This window comes from Acidobacteriota bacterium (genome assembly GCA_034211275.1).
Lineage (GTDB): Bacteria > Acidobacteriota > Thermoanaerobaculia > Multivoradales > JAHZIX01 > JAGQSE01.
On record JAXHTF010000110.1, the window covers coordinates 1 to 22,451 of the forward strand.

Sequence of the window (22,451 nt, forward strand, 5' to 3'; positions counted from 1 at the left end):
TACACCCTGTGCGTGAACCAATAATCCACGCATGAGGGACAGCCCCGATCCTCGGATCGGCGCTGCCTACAACCAAAAACGCCCGACCTGCCTCAAAAGGCGGTCGGGCGTTTTCTCTTGGGGAAGGTGGGTGCTCAGCCTGAAGGCTTAGAGCTTTGCGATCCCGCAACTCCTCAGGACGGTCGCGTCACCGGAATCGGGGTTCGTCCAGGCTGGCTTACCAGGACTGGTCAGGACTGACTTACCAGGATTGGCGACGGGGGCGGTTCTCCCGCGGGCGCGCCTCGTTGACAGTCAGGTTGCGACCGCCCAGGTTGGACTGGTTCAGGGCCTCGATGGCCTCGTCCGCACCTTCAGACATCTCGACGAAGCCAAAGCCCCGCGGACGTCCGGTTTCACGGTCGGTGATCAGATTGACGCCGGTAACGGTGCCATACTCACCGAAGAGCCCGCTGAGCTCGTCCTCGGTGGTAGAGAAAGGGAGGTTACCGACATAGATACGCTTCGACATGTTTCATCTCCTGGCCCACCCGTGGGTACGACCGTGTTTCTTCGCCGGCCGCAAGAGTCCGGACGATTGGGTTACTGCTCCCGACCTAGGGGACCTGGATACTCGACTCGGGCATGGGAAGGGACAAGGAATGGTGTCGTGTCGCTTCTTTTCACGGAGGGAGTAGCTTTACGGGCCGCTGGCGGGAATTACACATTAGCATGATCGCAGAAAAACATCTAGAGCTTTTTCACTGCTTCGGGAGAAGGAGATGCCCTGACCGTCCTTCCCTCCTCGAGAGGTCCCCGGGGCGGGCCCCATTGAGCTACAGAGGGTGCGGGCGCCTCGATGCTCGAAGAACTACCGACCGACGGCGCAAAACCCGACGGTGGAGCCCCCCAGGGGGCCCTCCCCTGACCACCTTGCAGCCCACTCCACCGTCCCCTCCGTCGGCCATCGACCCGGCGGCGGCGGTGCCGCCAGGCTGGCGGCGAATCCCCCCGGACCGGCGGCCGGTAGTCCAGCCGCTGGTGCTGCTCTCGGCACTCGTCTGGCTCGTCTGCGGAAGCTGGCCCGCCGGCGCCGCAGAGATCCCCCCTCCCCCCCTGCCGCTGGCGGCGGAGGGCACGGTGGAGCATCCCCTGGCCCCGGGGAAGCCCCTGGCCTTCGCCCTGCCGCTGCTCTCCGCGGAAGACGGTGCAGCCGCCTGGCATGTGACCGTGGAGCAGCTGGGGGTCGACGCTCGGCTGCGTCTCGAGGACGACGAGGGCCGGCTCATCACCTCCACCGACAGTCCTCTGGACCGCCACGGAATCGAGCACCTGCTGGTGGAGCCCGAGGGCCAGCGGCGCTACCTCCTACGGATCGAAGGCCGAGAGACGGGTGCCCCTCCGGGCCGGGTGCGTCTGTCACTGCGGCGTCTGAGTCTCGACTCCGGCGCTGCCGCCCAGCGCCTCCAAGCGTTGCGCCACACTTCCCGCGCCGCCGAGCTCTACTTCCAGGGGGAGCCCGCGGCCTGGCGCCAGGCGCTGGCGGAGCACGGCCGGGCCCGCCTGCTGTGGCGCAGCCTGGGAGAGCGGCGCCAGGAGGCCCGCGCCCTGCATTGCGGGGCGGTGCTGGCCCGGCTCACCGGCGAGCCCCAAATCACCATCGAGCTGGCACAGGCGGCGCTCCTCCTGTGGCGCGAGCTCCGTCTCCCCGCCTTCGAAGCGGACACCCTCAACGAGCTGGGGTTGGCGGCGTGGCTCACCGGCGATCCGGACGGCGCCCGGAACCGCTTCCGCACTGCCCTCGCCTCCCGCCGCCGGGCCGACGACCGCTACGGCGAGGCCGCCACCTGGGCCAATCTCTGTCTGATGGATCTGGTGCAGGGCCGGCTGCGCTCCGGCGCCGCCTGCTATGAGGAAGCCTTGGGAGCTCTGGAAGCGGTCTCCGCCCCGGAGCTGGAAAGCGCTGCCCGGGCCAGCGTCGGTCACGCCTACAAGCTGTTGGGAGAACCCGACGAGGCCCGTCGTCACCTGCAACGGGCGCTGGCCATCGCCCGGCAGCTACAGCATTCCCGGCGGGAGGCCCAAACCCTCCACAACCTGGCGGACCTGGAGCGCCAGAGCGGCGAGCCGGAGGCCGCCCTGCTCCACTTGGACCGCGCCCTGGGCTTGTTCGGAGAACTGGAAGAGCGCCGCTGGCAGGCTCGCAGCTTGAACCTGCTGGGGTTGATCTACGAGATCCTCGGCGAGCGGTCGCGGGCCCACACTGCCCTCGAGCAAGCCCTGGAGCTCCGCCGCGAGGTGGCCGACACCCAGGGTGAAGCCCACACTCTGACCAATTTGGGCTGGCTGGCGGCTGGGGAAGGGCGGCAGGAGGAAGCCCTGGGGCGCTACGGTCAGGCTCTGGAGCTGTGGCATCGGAGCCCCGACCCTCGGGAGACGGCCCGCCAGCGGGCGGAGATCCTGGTCCTCATGGCCGACGCCCACCTGGCTCACCGGCAGCCGGAGCGAGCCCTCTCGGTGCTCGATCGGGCGCTGGAGCAATTCACCGCCAGCGAGGATGTGGGCGGCCGGGGGCGAGCCCTGCAGCGACGGGGCGCGGCCCTGCTGGCGCTGGGGCGGCCTTCGGCGGCGCAAGAGGCCCTGGAACAGGCCCTGGAGCTCCTGCGCAGGACGGCGAGCACCGCCGACCAGGCGCGCACCCTCTACCAGCTAGCCCTCGCCCGCCGGGACGCCGGCGATGCGGATGGCGCCCGGGAGCGCGTCGGGGACGCGCTGGAGCTGGCGGAGAGCTTGCGGGCCAGCATCGTCAATCCGCATCTGCGCACCTCGTTTTCCGGCAGCTTCCACGAAGCCTACGAGCTGGCCATCGAGCTCTCCCTTGACAGCGCTGGCCCGGCCCGGCACAACAACGACGGCGCCGGAATGCGACGTGCCTTGGAGCTCGCCGAGCGGGCCCGGGCCCGCACACTCTTGGAGCTCCTGGGAGCCAGTCGCAGTCGCCCCGCCACCGCCGATTCACCGCTGGCCCAACGCCGTCAGGCCTTGTTGAGCCGCCTCCTGGCGAAGACCGAGCAGCGGCTGCAGGAAGCCCCGGGCTCGTCTCGGCGGACCGCCCTCGCCGCCGAGGAGGCGGAGATCCTCCAGCAGCTGGACGTGGTGGAATGGCGCATCCAGCGTGAGCAACCCGCCTATGGTGCCCTCACCCGGCCCCGTCCTCTTGCCAGCGGTGAGATCCAAGACCTCCTGGACGGCGAGACCATCCTCCTCAGCTTCTTCCTGGGTCGGGATCGCAGCTACCTGTGGTGGATCACCGAGGACTCCATCCAGACGATCCCCCTACCCCCGCGGCGAGCTCTCGAAGCACCGGCGGCGGACCTTCACCGCGCCTTCGCCGACTTTGATCCCCGAGGCCGAGGGGAAGACCTACGGCTGGCCGGGGAGCTGGCGGGAGCCTTCCTCGACCCCGTCGCCGAGCAGCTCCAGGGGGCCGCCGAGGACGGCCACCGGCGGCTGGTGGTGATCCCCGACGGTGCCCTCCACTACCTGCCCTTCGCCGCCCTCCCCTGGCCCGGAGGGGACGGCTCGGAGCTGCTCCTGGACTATTTCGAGGTCGTCTCCATCCCGTCCGCCTCGTCGCTGGCGGTCTTGCGCTCGGTGTCCGGTGACGGGACGGCCCCAGCCTCCAGCGGATCCGCCAGCACCGGCACGCAGTCCCGGGGCCGCCTGGCGGTGCTGGCGGATCCGGTATTCAGCGCCGCGGACCCGCGCCTCGCCGCCTCACCGTCCGCCGGCGCTGCTCTCCCCCGAGGGCTCGTGCTCCGCGGCGCCGTCGACCCCGAGACCCCGGACGTCAGACTCCCCCTCCAGCGCCTCCCCGCCACCCGCCTAGAAGCCCAACGGCTGGCGCAGCTGGCTGCCCCGGAGCCGGTACTGCTGGCCCAGGGCTTCGAGGCCAGCCGCGAGCTGGTGCTCAGCGGTGACCTCGCCGCCTATCGCACGGTGCACTTCGCCACCCACGGCCTGGTGGACGCCGAGAACCCCGCCCTCTCCGGCCTCCTGCTTTCCCGCTTCGGCGCCGACGGCCACCCCGTGGAGGGCTTCGTCGGGCTGCGGGACCTCTACGACCTGCGGCTGTCGGCGGATCTCGTGGTGCTTTCCGGCTGCCGTACCGCCCTCGGCCGCCAGCAGCGGGGAGAGGGCATGGTGGGGCTGGTGCGGGGCTTCTTTTTCGCCGGCGCGCCGCGGGTCCTGGCCAGCCTGTGGCCGGTGGAGGACCGCGCTACCGCCGAGCTCATGGAGCACTTCTACCGCGGCCTCTGGCAGCAGAATCTGCCTCCGGCGGCAGCGCTGCGCCAAGCTCAACAGCAGCTGCGGAACCAGCGCCGCTATCGCGACCCGGCGTTCTGGGCCGCCTTTGTGCTCTCCGGCGAGTGGCGCGAAGCGGGCAGGCAGGCCGAAGTTGGCCGAGCCATGAGATAGTCTCGGCGGCCGAACCACTACCCGGATAGATTCATTACCCCCCCTGGCAGCTCCCACAGTCCAGGCAATTGAGCAGTCCAGGCAATTGAGCAGTCCAGGCAATTGAGAGGAGTCAAGCATGAGCATCACCCTCGAGGATTTCTTCGGTGAGTACACCGTCAGCCAAGGTACCCGGGGCCTGAGCCCGGAACCTCTCTCCTATGGCAACCGCATCGTCATCGAGCCGTCGCCCTCCCAGGAAGGCTCCGCCACCGTGACCTACTACGACAAAGAGGGAGAGGGCAACGCCTTCGCCTATGTTCTCGTCGATTGCAGCCTGTGGTCCGCGGCGTCCGTCACCCCGCCCTCCAATCCCTCTCAACAGGCCCCTCTGTTCACCGTCATCTCGCTGTACCAGGATCCCAGCCGTAGCGGCTTCAAGTCGATCTACGGTCTGCTGGTGGCCGGGGATCCGGAGCAGGTGGGGGTCTTCGGCGCCGAGGGCACCGGCGGCAACCTCTCCTCGAGCTGATTCCCAGGCACCGGGAGGCACCGGTGAAGAGACAGGGCGCAGCGCGGCTCGACTTCTACCATGGTCTGCTAGGATCGCGCTCAACCCGCTTTCTAAGCCATGCCATCCAGCGCCACCGAGATCACCCCGACGAAGCTAGTTCAGCGCATTCAAACCGGGGATCCGGCAGCGGAAGCGTTGTTGGTGGAGCGGTTCTCCCGGCCGGTCCAGCTGCTCTTGGCCCGCCACACCCGGCGGCGGGCAGACGCCGACGACCTCTTCCAGGAGACCTTCCGCCTGGCGCTGGAGAAGCTGCGGGCGGGCGAGCTGCGGCAGCCGGAAAAGCTCCCCGGCTTTCTCGCTTCCCTGGCCCGCAACCTGGCCATCGAGATCTACCGCAAGGCCGGGCGCCGTAAAACCGACACGGGCAAGGACACGGAGATGGCCTCCCTGGGCCAGGGGGCGGGGCAGCTGGGGGAGGTCCTGGACGACGAGAAGGCGCTGCTGGTCCGCCGGGTCATGGCCGGCCTGCGCAACGACCGGGATCGCCAGCTGCTCTACCGCTTCTACCTGGCGGAAGAGGACAAAGAGACCATCGCCGCCGACTACGACCTCGACTCCCTGCAATTCAACCGCGTCCTCCACCGCGCCCGCCAACGCTACAAAGAAGCCCTCCTCGAGCACCTGGGAGACGGCGCCCGCCAGGTCCTGCACATCCTCTGGTGGTTCCTCGCCGCACCGGCGGCGACGCGATGGATCTTCGAAAAGGCTGCGACATTCGGCAGCTTCGCATCACCTCCAGGAGTAGGAGGGTAAGACCATCGACCATCAGACCATTACCGAGCTGGGCCTCGTCGATCGCTACTACCGGGGAGACCTGTCTCCCGAGGAGGAGGTGCGCTTCGAAGAGCATTACTTCGCCTGCGCCCAGTGCCAGGAGGAGCTCGCGGCGGCCCACGGTCTGCGCCGGGGATTGCAGGTAGCCGCGGCCCAGGATCTATCTCAGATCCAGGCCCAGGCCGCCGCCCAGCAGGCCGCTCGGCAGCAGGGCATCCTGGCCTGGCTCCAACGCCGCAGCAGCGCCACCCGCGGAGCCCTGGCGGCCCTGCTGCTAGCGGTGGTGATCCTGCCGTCGGCGCTGCTGCTGACACGCCCGGACTCCCCCGGCCCGGCTGGCTCGACGGGCTCCCCCGCCGCCCAGGACGTGGTGCTCCTCACCGACTTCCGCGGCGCCGCCGAACCCTCCGCCACCCTGACTCACCAGCAGGCCGCGGAGGCGGTGACCCTGGCGGTGGATCCCGGCGCCAACGCCCGCTTCGTGGCTTACGGCGCCCGGGTCCTCGACGCCCAGGACCAACCCCTCTTCACCACCAACGACCTCCACCTCACCGACCTCGAAGTCCTCCTCCTCCGCTTCCCCGCCGGCTTCCTCACCCCCGGCGACTACACCGTGGAAATCTCCGGCATCGAGGCCGACGGCTCGCGGGTGGAGCTGCTGAGGCACACGATCCGGGTGCTTGATTCTTAAGTCAGGGTTCTTGAGTCGGGAGCCATGAGGCAAAAGGTGGGCTGGCGCTCACCCTACGGGAGGCGCTCCATCGGTTCTTTGTGGGGTGGGCGCCAGCCCACCATCGACCGGCAGCCTCAACAGACTGGACCGTGTTCGCCCCGTCGAGTAGTGGCCCTTCCCAACCTTGAATCAGCCCTCTAGCCGCAGGAAATGGACCTGACCAACCTGGTCTCCCACCATGACGGTGCCGTCCGCGGCTACTGCAAGGCTCGTGGGGTCGAAGTCAAAGGTGAAGGTGGCGAGATTCTCCTGGCGCTCGAAGCTCCACAGCTTGAGGGTGAGGTCTCGAGAGGCCGAGAGAAACCGGTCTCCGTCGGGCAGGAAGGCTACGGCCAGAACATAGTCTTGATGCGCACGGATCGTTTCAGGCTTTTGGTTCGGAAAACGCCACAGCTTGAGCGAGCGACCGGACCCGCTCACTCCCCGTCCACCGTCAGTGGCAATGGCAGCGCACAGCCCCATAGGGTCTTCCCACTCTCGAATCTCCTCCCAACGCTCGCGATCGGTCTTCCTGTCGCGCTCCTGAAGCTTGATCTTCGTGTCCTCCTGCAAATCCCACAGCGTTGGGGAGGTCCCGGCGATCAGAACAAAGCGGCCATCCGGTGTGATGGCAATCCCTTGAGTTCCCCACTCGGTGTATTTGGTTGTCAGACACTCCCCGGAGAGCAGATCCCAAACGCCGAAGGAACCAAACTCGCTGGCGTCGTGGGCGACGAGAACTCGCCGACCGTCCCCGGTTACCGAGCCACCGACAATGGTGCCCGGCATTTGCTTGTCCTTGCGATACTCCTCGATTACCTTGGCTTCGCGGCCACTCCGGAAGTGACGGCTCTGGAGATCTGCCCTCCAAAGGCTGGGCGTCACCACCAGCACGATCTTCTCGCCATCGGGAGTCAGACTAGCCAAGTATGTGGGTAGGGTGGCAAGGGGCTTCAGGGGTTGATACCGATCATCCTTCCATGTCCAGCGCAGGAGCCCCTGACCTTGAGTTGCGGCCACCGCCCGCAGGCCATCCGCGGAGAGGGAGACGAAGCGGATGAGCCAGGAGCGTTCCGGCTCGCTACGCAGCATGGCTTCCGGCTCTAGGACCCACTGCTTGAGCTGAACGCCGGCAGCAGAGAGAAAGAATCTGCCCCGAGGGTCCATGGCCAGAATCCCGTCGCCCAGGTGGTTGTCGAGGTAAGTGGAAACCAAGGCGCCCTGTTCTAGATCCCAAACCTGCAGCATGCCGGAGCTCGAAGCCGTGACCAGTAGCCCGCCGTCCGGGGAGACCACCGCCTGCACCGCTCGCTCGAAAGTGGGATGCTCGATAGAGTGCAGTACCCGGCCGCTGTTCAGCTCTCGGACCTCGAGCCGGCCGTCCTCGATGCGCAAGCCGCGCTTTCCCCCCGGCAGGGTCTCGGGCAGCGCCCCCTCGGCCTTTCGGTCCTCGAAGAGAGCCTCCAGCTCTCGTGGCACGGACCTCAGCTCTTCACCAGCCTCAAGGTCCCACGCCTTGGTCTGCTGGTTCCAGGAACAGCGGGTGACGGCCCGGCGACCGTCGCCGGAAATACGAATCTCTGCGATCCAATCCGTATGGCCGGAGAACACTCGCACCTGCGCCCCGCCCGGTGGCCGCAGATAAACCTCGAGGGGGTTGAACCAGGGTGAAGGAGGCCGTACCTCGTCCAGCAGCGAGCGAACGAAAGGCCGTTCCACTTTCCGCAGCCGAGCGAGCAGCTGACCGGCTAGCTGCTTCGGGTCCCGAGCCAGAACATGAGCCGAGAGCCGCAGTGCCTCGGCGATGGCGGCCAGATCTTCATATTGGTCGAAGCGATCAAAATCGGCTAGCAGCTCCTGCATGCCACTGACCCGCAGCTTCGTGTCCAACCAATCGAAGCTCCCGAGCAGTGCCCGGGCGTCCTCCGACTGTCCCGCCTGCTGACAATGCCAAGGGAGCCATTGGTAATAGTAGGTCTCCTCCGCCGGGACCGTACCGGTAGGCCATCTCTGCTCAAAGGCACGGATCAACCGAGCATGCAACTGCCGCAGCCGACCTGCCCCCAAGGACGCACGCAACGCCTCCCGCTGCAGATCATGGAGGGCGATATGTTCTTCGTCCGCCCTCTGAGCCAGCGAGCGGTCCACCAGCAGATTGACCCAGCGCGCCGTCTCCCACCGCGAAGACTCGGGAGAACCCCAGAGAAGATCCAGCACCCACTCGGGAATCAGCACATCCTCGGGAAAGATCGCCACGTATTGGTAGCGCTCCATGGCTTCCGGCTCCAGAGCTTCCAGGCCCACCTCGAAGACCCGCACCAGGTTGTCGTAGGGATAGCCCGCGAGTTGAATGCCCACGCCCTGAAGACGTTTCTCTTGCAGAGTCCGAGTCAGCAGCTTCCAATGCTCCTGTGGCTTGTCCCGCAGCAGTGCCCCGGCCATGGCCAGCGCCAGTGGAAGATAGCCGCAGGCTTTCGCCAGCTCCACCGCCTCCGGAGGCAGGGAACCAGTCCGCGAACTCCGGGTCAGCAGATCCAGCGCCTGCTCCTCACCCATGGTGTCCACCTCCACCGCCACCGCTCCCAATCCGTGGACGATCTCTCGAATACGGGTGGTGACGACGGTGTGCACCGGTGCGCCGTCGAAAAGGAAGATCTCCACATGCTCCAGACTCCAGACATCGTCCAGGATGAGCAGCGAGGGTTCGGTGGCAAACTGCTGCCTTAACAGTCGTCGGGCCTCCCCTAGGTCGCGGAAGGACGGCGCCGCCATTCCGGTCATGCGCAGAAGCTGGTCGGCGAGCACAGAAGGGTCCGGCTCTTGCCCCAAGGCCAGCCAGTGGATGCGATCACCGAAACGATCTTGGATCTCGGGGTCCCGGGTCAGGGCTGCCGCCAACACAGTCTTGCCGACCCCGCCCATGCCGTGAACGCCAATCTGCGGCGCCGTGACCGCCACCGGCGAGTCTCCACCCTCCAGAACCGCCCGGCGCAGGCGGCGCAAGTAGTCGGCACGCTCGAGATAGAAGCCCGGAAGCCGGGCTCCGCGGACTGGGTGCACACTCGCCGGTGCCCCGACCTCCGGAGTCGTCTCAGCGCCGGAGGTCTTCTTCTGGTGAAGCTCCTCCAACAGAGTCTGGGTCGAGTAACGATGAAGCTTCTCGTCTTCCGCACAAACTCGGTGGATCCGCTCGGCGAGATCCTCCAGCTGCTCCCGAACTTCTTTCTCGCGATCCGGAGAGAAGAAGGCTCGGTGAGAATCCTTCTCCTCGCAGCGGAATTTCCACCACGCGAGGAGAGCAGCCCTCCAGGCTTGCCGAGACGGCACCAGCCCCTTCTCGAGCGTCTGCCCTACTGCCGCCAGCTCCGGCTGCTCAGCGGCACGTTCGAGAAAGCCCTTACCGCCTCGCTCAGGGAACAGATCCCGGGGCAGAATCTCCAGCCCCGGCGGCAGGGCCAAAGTCCACGCCTCGACTTCCTGGAGCAGCCGCTTCCGCAGGTCCGGCGAGAAGCGCCGGGCCAAGGAGTTGACTCCCTTCGAGAGCAGGAAACCGAGTCCCCAAGAGATTGGATCGAATGCCATGGCAAACGATCTTAGCTCGAAGAGCTTGGCTCAAGGCACCCGCGCGGACCAAGCGTTGGTGTCGCCGCTTTCGAAGCCGTCGGTGAAGATGGGATCCGCCGCGAAGGCGATGCGGCGGTTCCAGAGGTCGAGGTCGCCGTTCTCCGCCGTCGGGTAGAGGACCTGGAGCGCTTCGCCCTGGGAATCGACCACCGATACCGCTCCTAGATAGTCCCCGACGAACTGGCCCCCCACCGCCCACACCGCGTCGGCGCTGTCGAAGGGTGCCGCGGTAAGGCGGTACTCGCTGAAGGTGGCGCCCTGATCCAGGCTGACGGCGTAGTAGACGTCGATCATGCCGTGCTCCACGTCGTCCATCTGGGCGGTGTGGCGGGTGTCGAAATAGAGCAGGTGCACCCGGCCGGCGGCGTCCACCTCGATCCACGGGTGGAATTGGTCCCCCGGGGGGTTGGCGTCGCCGTTGACGATCTGCGGCGTCGACCAGGTCGCTCCCTGGTCCGTCGAGCGGATGAGGTAGATGTCAACGTCGCTCTGGTCGCTCACTACCTGGGTGGTGTCGTGGAAGACGCAGTACAGGCTGCCGTCGTTGGGATCCACCGCCAGCCAGTTGAGGTTGGCCACCCGGAAGAGCCCCGGGAAGCGGGAGCCGTCCTGGGTGCCCCAGGTGTCCATGCGGGTGGCGATCTGGGTGGGCCCCAAGAGGGTGGCGCCGCCGTCGAAGCTGCGGTAGAGCTTGACGCCGACGTCGAAGTCCCAATAGGTGATGTAGAGCTCACCGCCGGGACCGAGGCGCGGATGGAAGCCGACGCCGGCGGCATCCAGCGGGGTGATGGTGGACCAGGTGGCGCCGAGGTCCGACGAGGTCTGCAGCCCGAGGTTGTAGGCCACGTAGAGGCGAGTCGTGTTGGCGCTCACCGGCCCGCGGCCCGCCACCATCCAACCCTTGTCCAGGAAACCCCCGGATTGCAGGATCACCGGAGTTCCAAAACTGCTGGCTCCCGGCGCCTTGCGCGCCACGTAGATGGCGGTCTCGCCGAAAAAGGAGATCCCTCCGGCCCACAGATTTCCGGTGCGCGGGTCGTAGGCGGTCATGGGGTCGCCCTGGAAGGTTCCCGGCTCCGCTCCCGGCTGAGGCATGAGGAAGTCCTTCCAGGTCGCTCCGCCGTCGAGGCTGACCCCCACTCCCAAGGACCACTCGCCGTTGTCACCGGGATCCCGCTCGTCGTTCCAGGCGGCCACCAGCTCGTTCCCCAGCCCGGCGATGGACGATTCGTTGGAATGGGCCTTCCCGCCGCCGGCATCCACCCGCCGTTGAGGTCCGATGCTCACCGCTGCCCCTTCGGCGAAGGGGGCCAGGCCGGATCCCAGCGTGGGCTTCCAGACCGCCGCACCCCCGTCTGCGAGGAGGCTCGAAAAATGTGCCGGCACCATGGAGCCATCCAAGGAGATTCCCAGCCGCTGGGCCTCCGCGAGGTGCCGGTGGGCGCCCTCCGGATCCTCCGCCAGGTAGAGCACCATCGCCAGCCGCGAGTGGGCACGCCCGTCCTCCGGCCGCGCCGCCAGAATCCTGCGCCACTCCTCCGCTGCCAACGGGTAACGGCCCTGGCGCTGCAGATTCTTCGCCAGCTCAGCGCGGATCTCCCACCGGCCGGGGTCGATGTCCAGCGCCGTACGCAACGCCGCCTCTGCATGCTCCAACCAGCCGATGCGCACCAGCTCCCAGCCCAGCTCCGCCAAGGGCTCGGGGCGCGCCGGCGCTTCTCGCACCGCCCGCGCCGCCTCCGCCAGCCGTCCCTCCGTCTCTCCGACCGCCACCCCGGGGTCCACTCGCACTCGACCGTGCTCGAAGACCAATCCCCGTAGCGCCGCCTCCCGCCGGGCCTGCTTCGACGGCGGCCCCAGCCCTTCGCGCATCTCCCTCTCTGCTCTCGGCTCCCCAACGCCGGCACAGCCGGTTGGGGTGAGGAGAAGCAACAAGCTCCCCAGCCCTGCCAAGCTCATCAACACAGCTCTGCCCATCCGGAGGTTGAAGCGAGGGGATGGGTACACGGTCATCAGGTCCTCCGATCCGCCGAGGTCGGCGCGGTGAGTAGCGAAGAAGAATTATGCTAAAAAAGCATACAGGACTCGTCCCGCTGCGCCAAGCCCCTTCCGGCCTCGCATCGACCTCAAAGCCGCCCCAAACCAGTCTTGCTAGAGACTCTCCAGCCTCACCAATATTGCTCTTCCTCGATGGCACGCTGGTTGCTCAACAAAACTTTGAGTTCCCAATTCACCATATTTTCCAACCAAGGAGGAATCATGACCTTATTCACCCTGAGCTTAGGCGGAATCTACTTCGTCAAAGGACTCCCCATCTACCCGGATCTATTCGACTATGGGACTCTGCCAACCCCTGAGAACCCGCCGTCTCTGCAGATGGAAGTGGGCCTCAGAATTCTCGAGCCCGGCCCCTTCGAGGTCCAGTTCAGCCTAGACACCCAAGAAACCGACCTGTCCTTCGTCACCGCCACCGGTACCTCGGTGATCCCTCTCTACCGAGTTGGCGCCGAGGCGGTGGAAGATCCCGGTTGGTCCGCCAGCGCAAGTCCCGACGGCAAGACCTGCCACCTGGTGTGGGGAGATGGTCAAAGCCCGCCCTACGCCGCCCCGACCACCCAGGTGCTGCGCATCAATTGCCGCGAGGGAGCGCAATCCCGGCGCCTTTTCGTGGTCATCATCAACACGCCGCCGGAAGAGATCCGGCAGAATCCTTCGGAGCCGCTGCCGCTGCCGCCTGCTGACCCGCCGGTGCTGCAGCTCGGCGAGGTCTCCAATCACTTCCGCTACGAGGTATTCCAGGCCGAGGCGGTCTCGGACCTCGAAGGCAAGGCTCAGTTCGAGCCGGTGATCCGCGTCGCTCAAAAGCAAAAGCTACAGTTCGCCCTCTTTATCGACTCGACCTCCACGCATCAATTCCTGACCGGTGCCGGAGCGGATCAGGTTCCCGTTCGGCTCTACCTGGACGAGGAGAATCATTCCGCCCTGCGCCCGACCCTTCGGCCGGATCCCGAGACCTGCATCGTGACCTGGCAAGCCGACGCCGCGCACCCGGCCCCGACCAGCCACTTCCTCCCGTTCAACCTGATGACCCAGGTGGCTCCCGGCATCAACGCGCCCCACCGCCGGGTGGATCCGACGGTGATCGAGGATCCCTATGTGCCGCCGCCGGATCCGCCGGGCCCGGGCAACGGGGAGCCACCCCATGGCGACGGTGATGAGCCGTGATCCTCAGCGCAGCACATCGAAGGCCGCAAGGCTGAACCAACGCTCTTCCATTCCCAGCTCCAGAGCTTTGCGCCGGTTACGCTCGGCGGAGATCAGGTCGCCCACCAGGGCGTAGACCAGAGCTGCTTCAAAGCGCACCGCCGGGCTCTCCGGAGCCTGGCGGATGGCCGTTTCCAGATCGACCACCGCCGCCTGCACCTGGCCGAGACGGGCCTGAGCCTGCGCCCGTACCAACAAGGTCTGCGGGTCGGTTCCGGTGGCCGCTCTCAGGCTTTCTGCTACCTGCTGGTACAAGGCCTCCGCCGCACGCTCATCGCCCACCAGGGCGTGGGCGTCGGCGAGGTTCAATTGCACCAGAACATTGGCCGGGTCCAGTTCGCGGGCGCGCTGGAGGGCTGCAAGGGCCGCGGGGCCATCCCGCCGTAGGAGATGAACGACCCCTAGATTGGTCCACGCGGTGACGTTCGGTGCCTCGGCGGTGAGCGTTTCGAAGAGCGCCGCCGACCGGTCCAGATCACCGAACTTCATTTCCACATTGGCCCGCAGCCGCCGCCCCAACACATTGCCCGGGGCCCGATGATCCAGGGCATCGAGGGTCTCGCGGGCCAGGTCCAGATCTCCGGAGGAGGTCGCCATGCGGGCCAGGTTGTAGAGGTGTCCCCACGAGGGCCGCCGCTGCACCACTTCCTGCATCAGCTCGATGGCCCGGGGAGCGTCCCCCTTCGCCATGGCCAGCCGGGCGCGCATTTCCTCCAGCAGGATGTTCCCCTCGACCTGCCGGCTAGTCTCCTCGAGGAGGTCTTCCGCCGCGTCGATGCGCCCCGCCGTCATCTCCAGACTGGCCTGGGCCAAGCGCAGCCGGATGTCGTCAGGATGCCGCTCGATGGCGGCCGCGAGCACCTCGGCTCCGCGCTCGAGCCATGTCGGGTCGCGGCTGATGGCGAAGCGCTGCTCGGCCATGCGAGCCTGCCAGAGCTCGAGCTCGGGATGAGACCCGAAGCGCCGGCGAAGCTCCGAGAGGGATTGGTAGGCCTGCTCCGGATCCAGGCTCGCCGTCCCCTGAGTCTCGGCGAACCGCAACGGCAGAATCTCCGCCACCAGCTCCGGCGGCATCACCTTGGAGTCCGCCTCGTGGCGTTGCGGGAGGCTGGCGAGGACGGCGCGCTCCGTCGCCCAAGAGAGTGTCTGGGGCTCCCCCCGCGGCGCTTCCAAGGATTGGCTCCACAGCACCGCTTCCGACTCGCCGTCGAGACGCAAGAGCTCGAGCCAGCACTCAGCCGCGTTGCAGAGAATCTTCGAGCTCAACACCGCGTCGGCGGCGAGGGCCCGGGCGATCTGCTCCGGGCGGCCGTCCAAAGCAGGGCGGTCGACCTCCGAGAAGCTCAGGATGACCACCCGCTGCAGCTGACCCAGAGCCCGCAGAGCCCCGGTGCGCACGGCGAGGGCTGCGATATCCGCTTCGGCGCCGTCGAGGCCCTCTACCACCGGGTCGAGGACGACGACGTGCAGGGGTGGTAGCTCTCTCGGAGCCCCCTGCCGATGTAGCAACGTCCAGACCAGCAGGACCGCGAGGACGACCACCGCCGCCAAGCCCCAGGGCCAACTCGCAGCCTCCCCTCGCCGGCCTCCCGAGAGGTTCTCGCGGCCGGAGACGATCACCTCCGTCGCGTCGTCGCGGGCGGCAATGTGGGACAGCCGCTGAGCCACCTCACTGGCGCTGCGAGGCCGGAGCGCCGGCTCCTTTTCCAGTAGCTGGTGGATCAATTCGGTCAGCTCCGGTGGCGCTTCAGTGGCCACCGCCAACCGCGGAGGCTCGGCGAGGACTTTCTTGAGAGTCTGCCGAGGGCTCGGTGCCGAGAACGGCGACTCCCCCGTCAGAGTCTCGGCGAGCAGCACTCCCAGGGCGAAGAGGTCGGTGCGCTGGTCCACCGCCTCGCCGGCGATCTGCTCCGGGGCCATGGCCCGCACGGTGCCGATGATCCGCCCCTCGGCGGTGAGTCGATCCTCCCCCAGACCGAGTGGGGGATGGGATTGGGCCAGGCCGAAGTCGGCGATGCGCGGCTCGCCATCGGGGTCGAGAAGCACATTCTCGGTCTTCAGGTCGCGGTGCACGATGCCGTGGCGGTGGGCGTGCCCCAGCCCCTCCGCCAGCCGCAGCCCGAGCCTCACCACCTCCCCCGCCGGCAACGGCCCGTCGGCTTCCAACACCTGGCGCAGATCCGGACCGTCGACGTACTCCATCACCAAGTGGTCGACCCCGTCGACGGTCAAGAGCTCGTAGACCTGCACGATGGCGGGATGACGCAGCTTCGCCAGCGCCTTGGCCTCGCGCTGGAACCTCGCCTGCCGAGCCCCCCGGGGTCCAGCGGCCTCCTCTTCCGCATCCATCCGCAGCCGCTTGATGGCCACCCGCCGCTCCAGCCGTGGGTCCTCGGCGAGCACCACCTCCCCCATCCCCCCGCGGCCGATGGACCGCACCACGCGGTACGGCCCCAGCCAGCGCGAATCTACGGCCGGATCGGGCATGTCGATGCTCCTGCGCTCAGCAAAGTCCTTCTTACAGAATAATGATTTGCTTCATTGTACCTGCTGGCAATCTTCAGAGCCCGCTTTTCTTTGTGGCGAAGATGCGCTCGAGCTTGGAAGCAGACTTCATGGCTCGTAAGAATCAAAAAAGCCCCCGAGAGGCCCAAGCCCCCCGGGGGAAATCGATCTCGTGTGTCAGTGGACCCGAGGTCTTAGCTCTCGAGACTAGCCATCGGCGTCCTCCTCACCCTCCGGCGTGGTGGGCAGCCAGGTGCTGATGGAGGGCTCGGTGCGGCCGCCGGGGCCTTCGAAGTGCTCGAAGTTGAGGGTGTACATCGTGCGCCACATACTGACCATCAGCTTGGCACCGTTGACGCCGGTGGCGTTGGGCTCGATCTCCGGATCCGGGGTGCGGGACAGCCACCGCCCATTGGGGTCGTAGAGGTCCAGCTTGTAGTCGGAGACCTCGGTCCCCTCGCCGGTGTAGAGCAGGACGTAGATATAGCCGCGCATCTCCGCCGCCATGTCCAGGTAGGTCACCCGCTCGCCGCCGTCCGCTCCGTGGAGCTCGAAGGTAGGCCTGTACTCCTCCGCCAGCAGCTGAGTGGCGTCGTCGGGGTCCCGGCTCACGAGGTAGGACTGGGAGCTGTCCTCGTCCCGCAGCACCCACCGGGCTCCCGGCGTGCGCACGTCCACCGTCACCCGCGAGGTGAGCACGGCGTTGGCGGCGATCTCCACGTCGCGGGTGGCGAAGGCGTCCCGCAGCTGTTGGGAGATGATGCCCTGGCCCAGATCCACGGCATAGGTGGCGGGGACCTGGAGGCCGTTGCCGCTCACCGCCGCCTGCTGGGAGAGGGTGATGCCTTGGGCGGCGAATTCCGCCACCACCACTTCGTCCACCGCGTCCCGGTCCAGCACCTTGCGCAGCTCCAGGGGCATCTGGAACGGCGGGTCCGCCTGCACCAGCAGGTGATCCTCCTCCGCCGTCACCGGATAGCTGCCCCCCTGGTCGGCGATCAGCCACTCGCTGGAGAGGTCGGCGCCGTTGCCCTGGAGGTTGAGGGTTTCGGGGGAGTCCTGAGCGATGTCGTACTGCCCACCGGTGTCGGTGATATTCCAATGGCTGGAGAGCTCGGTGCCGCCGGCGGCAAAGCGCTCCCGCAGGGCTTCGGTGACCAGGCCCTCATCCAGCTGCGGCGCGAAGACCTGAGCGTCAAGGGAGGTGACCTGGGCGCCGGCGAAGGTCGCCACCGGGTTGCCGTTGAGATCGAAGGCCTGGACTCGGCGGCTCAAGGTCTCCAGGACCAAGAGTCGCCCGTCGGGGGTGACGGTCACCGCCTTGGGCCCCAGGAGCAAGCCCTGACGGACGCCCTCACCGGAGACCACCGAGGCCGGCTCCGCCTCCGCGTCGGGCTTCCCCGCCTCGGGGATCTGGATGATCTCCATCTTGTTGTTCTGGTAGCTCACTCCCACCACATAGCCGGCGGGGTGGACCACCACCGAGTCCAGGTGCGGCTCGGTGAAATAGCCCCAGCTCTCCCCCGGCTGCATGTCGAAGGGGGTCTTCTCGTCCAGCACCACTCGGCGCAGGTGATAGACGCCGGAGCGGGGGTCGACATAGAAGTTGTTGGGACTGTAGGCCGGCGTCGGATAGTCGAAGACGCTGATGCGGCCGTCGGTCTCCCGGCGCAGGTCGTAGGTGGGCTCGGAGAGGCCGGTGTTGAGGGTCCAATGGACCGTCTCCTGCTCCACCGTCACGGTGGCGTCCGCGGGTAGCGGATAGCCGTTGAGCCGGAAGGCCTCCTCCAGCGCCGGGCTCACCTCCCCTTGGTCCAATCCCTCCTGGAAGGTTCCCGCCAGGGAGAAGAGCGGCGCCGGGCCGAATTGGTCGTAGACCAGGTAGGGCTCGCCGGAGAAACCGCAGCTGGGGAATTTGAGCGCCGACTCCGGCATCGACAGGGTGCTGATGTTCTGGAAGGCGTAGATCTGGCCGTCGGTGGGATCGGTGGAGCCACAGAAGGGCAGATTCTGCCCCGACGCCTGCCAAGTGTAGCCCAGCATGTAGGCCTTGTCGTTGAGGCTGAGATTGACCAACTGCGCCAGATTGTGGCCTCCGGAAGCGCCGGAGAGATCGGAACGCACCGCCGTCGGCTGATCCCCCTTGTGCCAGACGTGGCGCTGGGTCTGGGTGTCGTAGGTGAGCTTTTGCTCGTAGAGATATTGGGTTTGAGGGGTGAGGGGCACCAGCTGCTCCTGGATCTGCCCCGAGATGGCCAGCACGCCGCCGCTGCCCTCCGGCGCCACGGCGTCGAGCCAGGCGCTGGTCCAGCGGCCGGCGAGCCAGTCGGTCTCCGAATAGACGCCGAAGCCGGCCTGGAATTGACCGCCGCCGGGGAGCTCCGGAAAAGTCACCGTCACCGGGTCGGCGCGCTTGGAGGGGTCCTCCGGCAGACGCCCATAGACGGTGTAATTGGTGCCGTTGCGGTATTGCACGGTGGAGGTCCAATAGCGCGCCACCTCCGGCCAGATGGCGGGCTCGGAGGCGGTGCCGTGGAGGGGATCGGGATAGATCGTCGCCTCCAGGGTCAGCTGGCGCTTGACCTCGACGGTGTACGTGGCCGGCGAGATGGCCACCTCGATGGTGGTCTCCGCCAGATTGCGCAGGCTCAGCGCCATATTCGCCATGCGGAAGGCGAAGCCGACGTAGGGGATGGCGCTGGTGAGCGCGGCCGCGGTGAGCTTGGCGGTGATGTACGCCGCCAGCGCCTGCAACCCCTTGCCCACCAGGATGCCGGCGATGGCCCCGGCGAAGCTGGTGAGCACCCGCTTGGTATTGCCGATGGCCGCCGCCGTCGCCACGCCGCCGCCGACGATGGGGAACGCCACCGCCACCGCCGCCATGACGTTGTTGATGTCGCTGACGAAGCGCTTGAACCAGGCATTGCTGGTGATGGCGGCGCCGCCCAGCAGGAAGATCGTGGGCACGCCGTATTGGAAGATGCCGGTGAGCAGAATTCCCATGGGATCCACCGTCTGGTCCCAATTACGGGTACCGATGCCGCCGAAGTACAGGCGACAGGAAGCCGCGTTGGCGGGCCATTGAAAGTCGAGGATCTTCGGATCCGTGGGCATGGGAATGCCGAGGATGACGCTCACCGCCGTCACCGACGAAATGTACTTCTTGCTGGCGGTCTCGAACTCCTCCCGCAGGAAGGCCGGGAAAGACGGCAGCTGCTCGACCCAGCCGGGAGGGTTCTCGATGGGCTTGCCGTCGGAATCCAGGAACTCGACGTAGGCCACCAGGGTGCGAAGGAACTTATTCTTCGCGGCGATGGCGAATTGCCCCTGCCGCGGATCGGTGCCGTCGGGGGCGAAGACGATGGATTCCTTGGGCACCGACAGACCGAAGCCCGGGGTGCGGTTGTTGAGGGTGAAGTCGTACTCCCCGGCCATGGCCGTGCCGCCGCGGGCGGCGGAGCGCTTGGCCAGCAGCTGGTCCACCGCATCGGCGGATTGGCGCACGTCCGGCGAGCCCTGGTTCACCGCCCACAGCTGGTTCTCCAGCCGCGGGTCGTCCTGGGAGGTACGCAGGCTCTGGTTCACCGTGCCCACGGCGGAGGTGTCCTGGGGCGGCGCCTCGTCGGTACCGGTGATGGCGTCGTTGAGGTCGTAGTAATAAACCGTGTCGCCTTCCTTATACCCTTCCGCCTCGTACCCCGGCCCCCAGGCCAGGGGCTCGCCGTATTGATCCACCGACGGAGCGATGGTGGCCCAGCCGCCGGTCTCCGAGGCCGGTCCCAGGGAGGAGATGAGGGTGGCGAAGGCGTAGAGATCGTCCGCGGTGTCGATGTGGTCGTCCATCACCACCGCCGCCGTCTGGTCGTTGCGGCTGCCCAGCTGGGGATGGGAGAAGGTCAGGCTCTTGGCCACCTCCAGCGGCGAGTCCGCCACCAGGTCGGCGTCCGCCCAGACGTCTACCAGCTCGTCCTGCGGAATCTCGGCGGTGACACCGAGGCGGCGGAAGATGGACGGACGACGCTCGAGGAAGTCGTCCAGGTGCGTCTCCCGGTGCGCCCGGCGCGCCTCGCTGGGCACGTAAGGCAGCATGCTCGCCACCCCCGGCAGCGGCGCCCCTTCGATGGGAAAGGTCACCCGCACGATGCGGGCGACGTCGGAAGGCACCTTGGCTCCCTCGACGAAATGGCTGATCTTCTTCAGCTGCCCCTCGTCCAGGAGAGCCAGGGCGCGGTTGCTCCGCTGATGCTCGGCGAGGGTCTCGGCGGTGTGGCGGCGCAGCGGGAAATGCCCCTCGCCGGTGTCCAACACGTAGTCGTGATCGAGGCCTGCGTAGTGCAGGTCGAAGTGGAAGGTCTTGGTTTCGATGCGGTTCATCATCTGCTCCTTGAATGAGAAATTCGGGTCACGAAGGGCCGGTGGCTCAGACGTTGGGACACCAGGTGGTGGGGCTAGGGATGCAGGAAGGGGGAGACGGCGGCTGGACCGCGGTCATCATGTCCTCCCAGGACACCCCGCTGGCGACGTTGGCGCCGTAGCTCTGCTGGTTGGGGCAGGTGGTGCTGTCGCTCAGCGCCGAGGCGGTGAGCCCCGTGGGACGCACCGGGAGCGGCGCGATGGTGAGGCTGCCGGTGCCGTCGGGGCGCACCACGGTGATCTCCGAGCCGTAGACCCGAATCTCCGAGGCACCGCCCACCAGCCGGTAGCCGGTGTAGCCCAGCCCCGCCACCGTCGCGGAGGTCAATGTCTCCTTGATCTCCCAGCGGCTGCCCTCCACCAGCACCCGGACGTAGGGGTTGGTGCACGGCGGCAGGGAGTAGCTCTCGTCCTCGAAGTCCTGCAGCAGCCCGCTGGCCAGGAGCTGGTCGTCGAGGGAGCCGGCGTAGGCGGAGGTGAGGTCGAAGAGGGCTTCCGGGGCGGTCACGGACGAGATGCCGCTCACCGCGATCGCCCCGCTGGTGAGCTCCAGGAGGAACTTCTTGTAGCGGGCACCGGTGGGGCCGACGGCACTGGTGAGCCAGATCTGCCACTCGCGGCCGAGACGGTCCACCTGCACCTGCGGGTTGGAGCACGGCAGCAGGCCCTGCCCCGCCTGGGTGAAGGCGTCCGCCACCTCGGCGGTGAGCCAGCGGCGGTCCAGATCCGCGGCGAGGCCGGACGGCGCCGGGAAGAGGGACACGCCGTCCTCCAAAGCCACGGCGGCGTTGCTCAGATTGGCGGAGCCCAGCTTGGCGCCGCTGAAGTCCGTGCCCTGGAGATTGGCGGAGACCAGCGAGGCCGCCACCCCACCGGTGGTGGGCTGAAGATCCGCTCCCACCAGGACGGCGTTGGCCAGGTTGGCGGCGTCCAGCTTGGCTCCTGCGAGCCGGCCCTGGGTCAGGTCGACGCTACCCAGATTGGCGTTGGACAGGTCCACCTGCTCCATGGTGGCGTTGTCCGCCCGGGCGAGGGTTCCGTAGAAGCTGGAGTGGGAGAGATTGACCCCGGTGAGCTTGGCGTCGGTGAGCACCGCGTCGGGCATGTAGGCCAGGGAGAGGTCCGCCGCCGGCAGGCCGTCCGCCGCTTGCAGCACGGCGTTGGTGAGATCCGCTCCTTGCAGCTTGATCCCTGAGAGGTGGGCGCCGCTGAGGCGCGCCTGGCCATCGAAGAGAGCCTCTGAGGCATCCGCCCGACTGAGCTGGGCTCGCCGCAGATCGGCACCGGTGAACACCGTCCGATGGAGCTTGGCACCGAGGAAGAAGGCCCCCTTCAGGTCCGCACCGTCGAAGCGGGTGTCCTGGAGATCGACGCCCGAAAAGACCACCCCCTGGAGCCAGCCACCGGAAAGATCCGCGCCCTGCAGATCGTCGGCACACCCCTGCACCGTGGCCCGGTTGAGGTTCAGATCCTTCCACTGGGGTACGAACTCACAGCCCAGCACCGAGCCGGTGAAGGTGGTTCGGCACTCGCCCCCCGGGGCCGCCGCCTTGATCACTGGACCGAAGATCACCGTCGTGAGATCGGTGCTGGCGAAGACGGAGCAGTTGAGAGAGGCGAATTGGAAATCCGTGCGCACCATCAGCGATTGGTTGAAGCAGGCGCCGTCCAGGTTGGCGCGGGAGAAGCTCGCCGGCCGCTGGTTGCTGGGGGAAAGTCCCAGGTTTGCGGCGGTGAAGTCGGCGCCCTGCAGATCGGCGCCGGCGAAGGTCGCGCCCTGCAGATCGGCGCCGGTGAAGTTGGCACCGGCCAGATCCTGGTTGGAGAAGTTGCGGTCCTGGAGGTCCTGGCCGGAGTAATCCGCCCCGGAGTGGGTCGCATCGGGGCAGAGCGCACCCAATTGGGCCTCGGCGGGCACCGCCACCAGAGCCGTCAGCAGGCTCGCCAGCAAGCAGAGTCCGAGGGGAAGGATGTTCCAGCGGTGCTGCCGGAGGGTTTCGAAGGTAGAGGAATCCTGAGAGAACATGGAGATCTCCTTTCTGAAAAGGCCTCGCCCAGGAGGCCGGATCGGGTCTGAGTTGGGTCGAGGGCAACACCCCACCGCCACCGGCGGGTGCCGCACCTCCGATTCGGAGCAATTCGGACGAG

The 22,451-nt window shown here is 67.3% G+C and carries 11 protein-coding genes; 5 read left to right on the forward strand and 6 right to left on the reverse strand.

The window, feature by feature from the left end; all coding sequences use genetic code 11:
• Nucleotides 1–241: 241 nt before the first annotated feature.
• Complete coding sequence (locus SX243_16225; GenBank protein MDY7094518.1) at nt 242–511, reverse strand: RNA-binding protein; 270 nt, start codon at nt 509–511, stop codon at nt 242–244.
• Between the two features lie 401 nt (nt 512–912).
• Between SX243_16225 and SX243_16230 the strand changes: the two genes are divergently transcribed.
• The 4 genes from SX243_16230 to SX243_16245 all read left to right on the forward strand — a co-directional run bounded on the left by SX243_16230 (nt 913) and on the right by SX243_16245 (nt 6,476).
• Nucleotides 913–4,458, forward strand: a complete 3,546-nt coding sequence (locus tag SX243_16230; GenBank protein MDY7094519.1) for a CHAT domain-containing protein — start codon at nt 913–915, stop codon at nt 4,456–4,458.
• A 118-nt stretch (nt 4,459–4,576) separates the two neighbouring features.
• Nucleotides 4,577–4,969, forward strand: a complete 393-nt coding sequence (locus SX243_16235; protein MDY7094520.1) for a hypothetical protein — start codon at nt 4,577–4,579, stop codon at nt 4,967–4,969.
• A 99-nt stretch (nt 4,970–5,068) separates the two neighbouring features.
• A complete protein-coding gene (locus SX243_16240; protein MDY7094521.1) occupies nt 5,069–5,764 on the forward strand; it encodes a sigma-70 family RNA polymerase sigma factor in 696 nt (231 codons plus the stop codon).
• 28 nt (nt 5,765–5,792) lie between these two features.
• Complete coding sequence (locus SX243_16245; GenBank protein ID MDY7094522.1) at nt 5,793–6,476, forward strand: zf-HC2 domain-containing protein; 684 nt, start codon at nt 5,793–5,795, stop codon at nt 6,474–6,476.
• A gap of 171 nt (nt 6,477–6,647) precedes the next feature.
• Here the strand turns inward: SX243_16245 and SX243_16250 are convergent, their stop codons facing one another.
• Together SX243_16250 and SX243_16255 are read right to left on the reverse strand one after the other, a co-directional pair.
• Nucleotides 6,648–10,079 carry an NB-ARC domain-containing protein gene (locus SX243_16250; GenBank protein MDY7094523.1) on the reverse strand — a complete coding sequence of 1,144 codons (3,432 nt, stop codon included), beginning with the start codon at nt 10,077–10,079 and terminating at the stop codon, nt 6,648–6,650.
• Nucleotides 10,080–10,109: 30 nt separating this feature from the next.
• Nucleotides 10,110–11,993 carry a hypothetical protein gene (locus SX243_16255; GenBank protein MDY7094524.1) on the reverse strand — a complete coding sequence of 628 codons (1,884 nt, stop codon included), beginning with the start codon at nt 11,991–11,993 and terminating at the stop codon, nt 10,110–10,112.
• Nucleotides 11,994–12,380: 387 nt separating this feature from the next.
• Between SX243_16255 and SX243_16260 the strand changes: the two genes are divergently transcribed.
• A complete protein-coding gene (locus SX243_16260) occupies nt 12,381–13,346 on the forward strand; it encodes a hypothetical protein (protein MDY7094525.1) in 966 nt (321 codons plus the stop codon).
• A gap of 3 nt (nt 13,347–13,349) precedes the next feature.
• Here SX243_16260 and SX243_16265 read toward each other — a convergent pair whose 3' ends face one another.
• From SX243_16265 to SX243_16275, 3 genes are all read right to left on the reverse strand, one after another.
• Nucleotides 13,350–15,872, reverse strand: coding sequence for a protein kinase (locus tag SX243_16265; GenBank protein ID MDY7094526.1), 2,523 nt, complete (start codon nt 15,870–15,872; stop codon nt 13,350–13,352).
• Between the two features lie 225 nt (nt 15,873–16,097).
• Complete coding sequence (locus SX243_16270; GenBank protein ID MDY7094527.1) at nt 16,098–20,267, reverse strand: hypothetical protein; 4,170 nt, start codon at nt 20,265–20,267, stop codon at nt 16,098–16,100.
• 43 nt (nt 20,268–20,310) lie between these two features.
• On the reverse strand, nt 20,311–22,329 hold the full coding sequence (locus SX243_16275) for a pentapeptide repeat-containing protein (protein ID MDY7094528.1): 2,019 nt from the start codon (nt 22,327–22,329) through the stop codon (nt 20,311–20,313).
• Nucleotides 22,330–22,451: the final 122 nt, after the last annotated feature.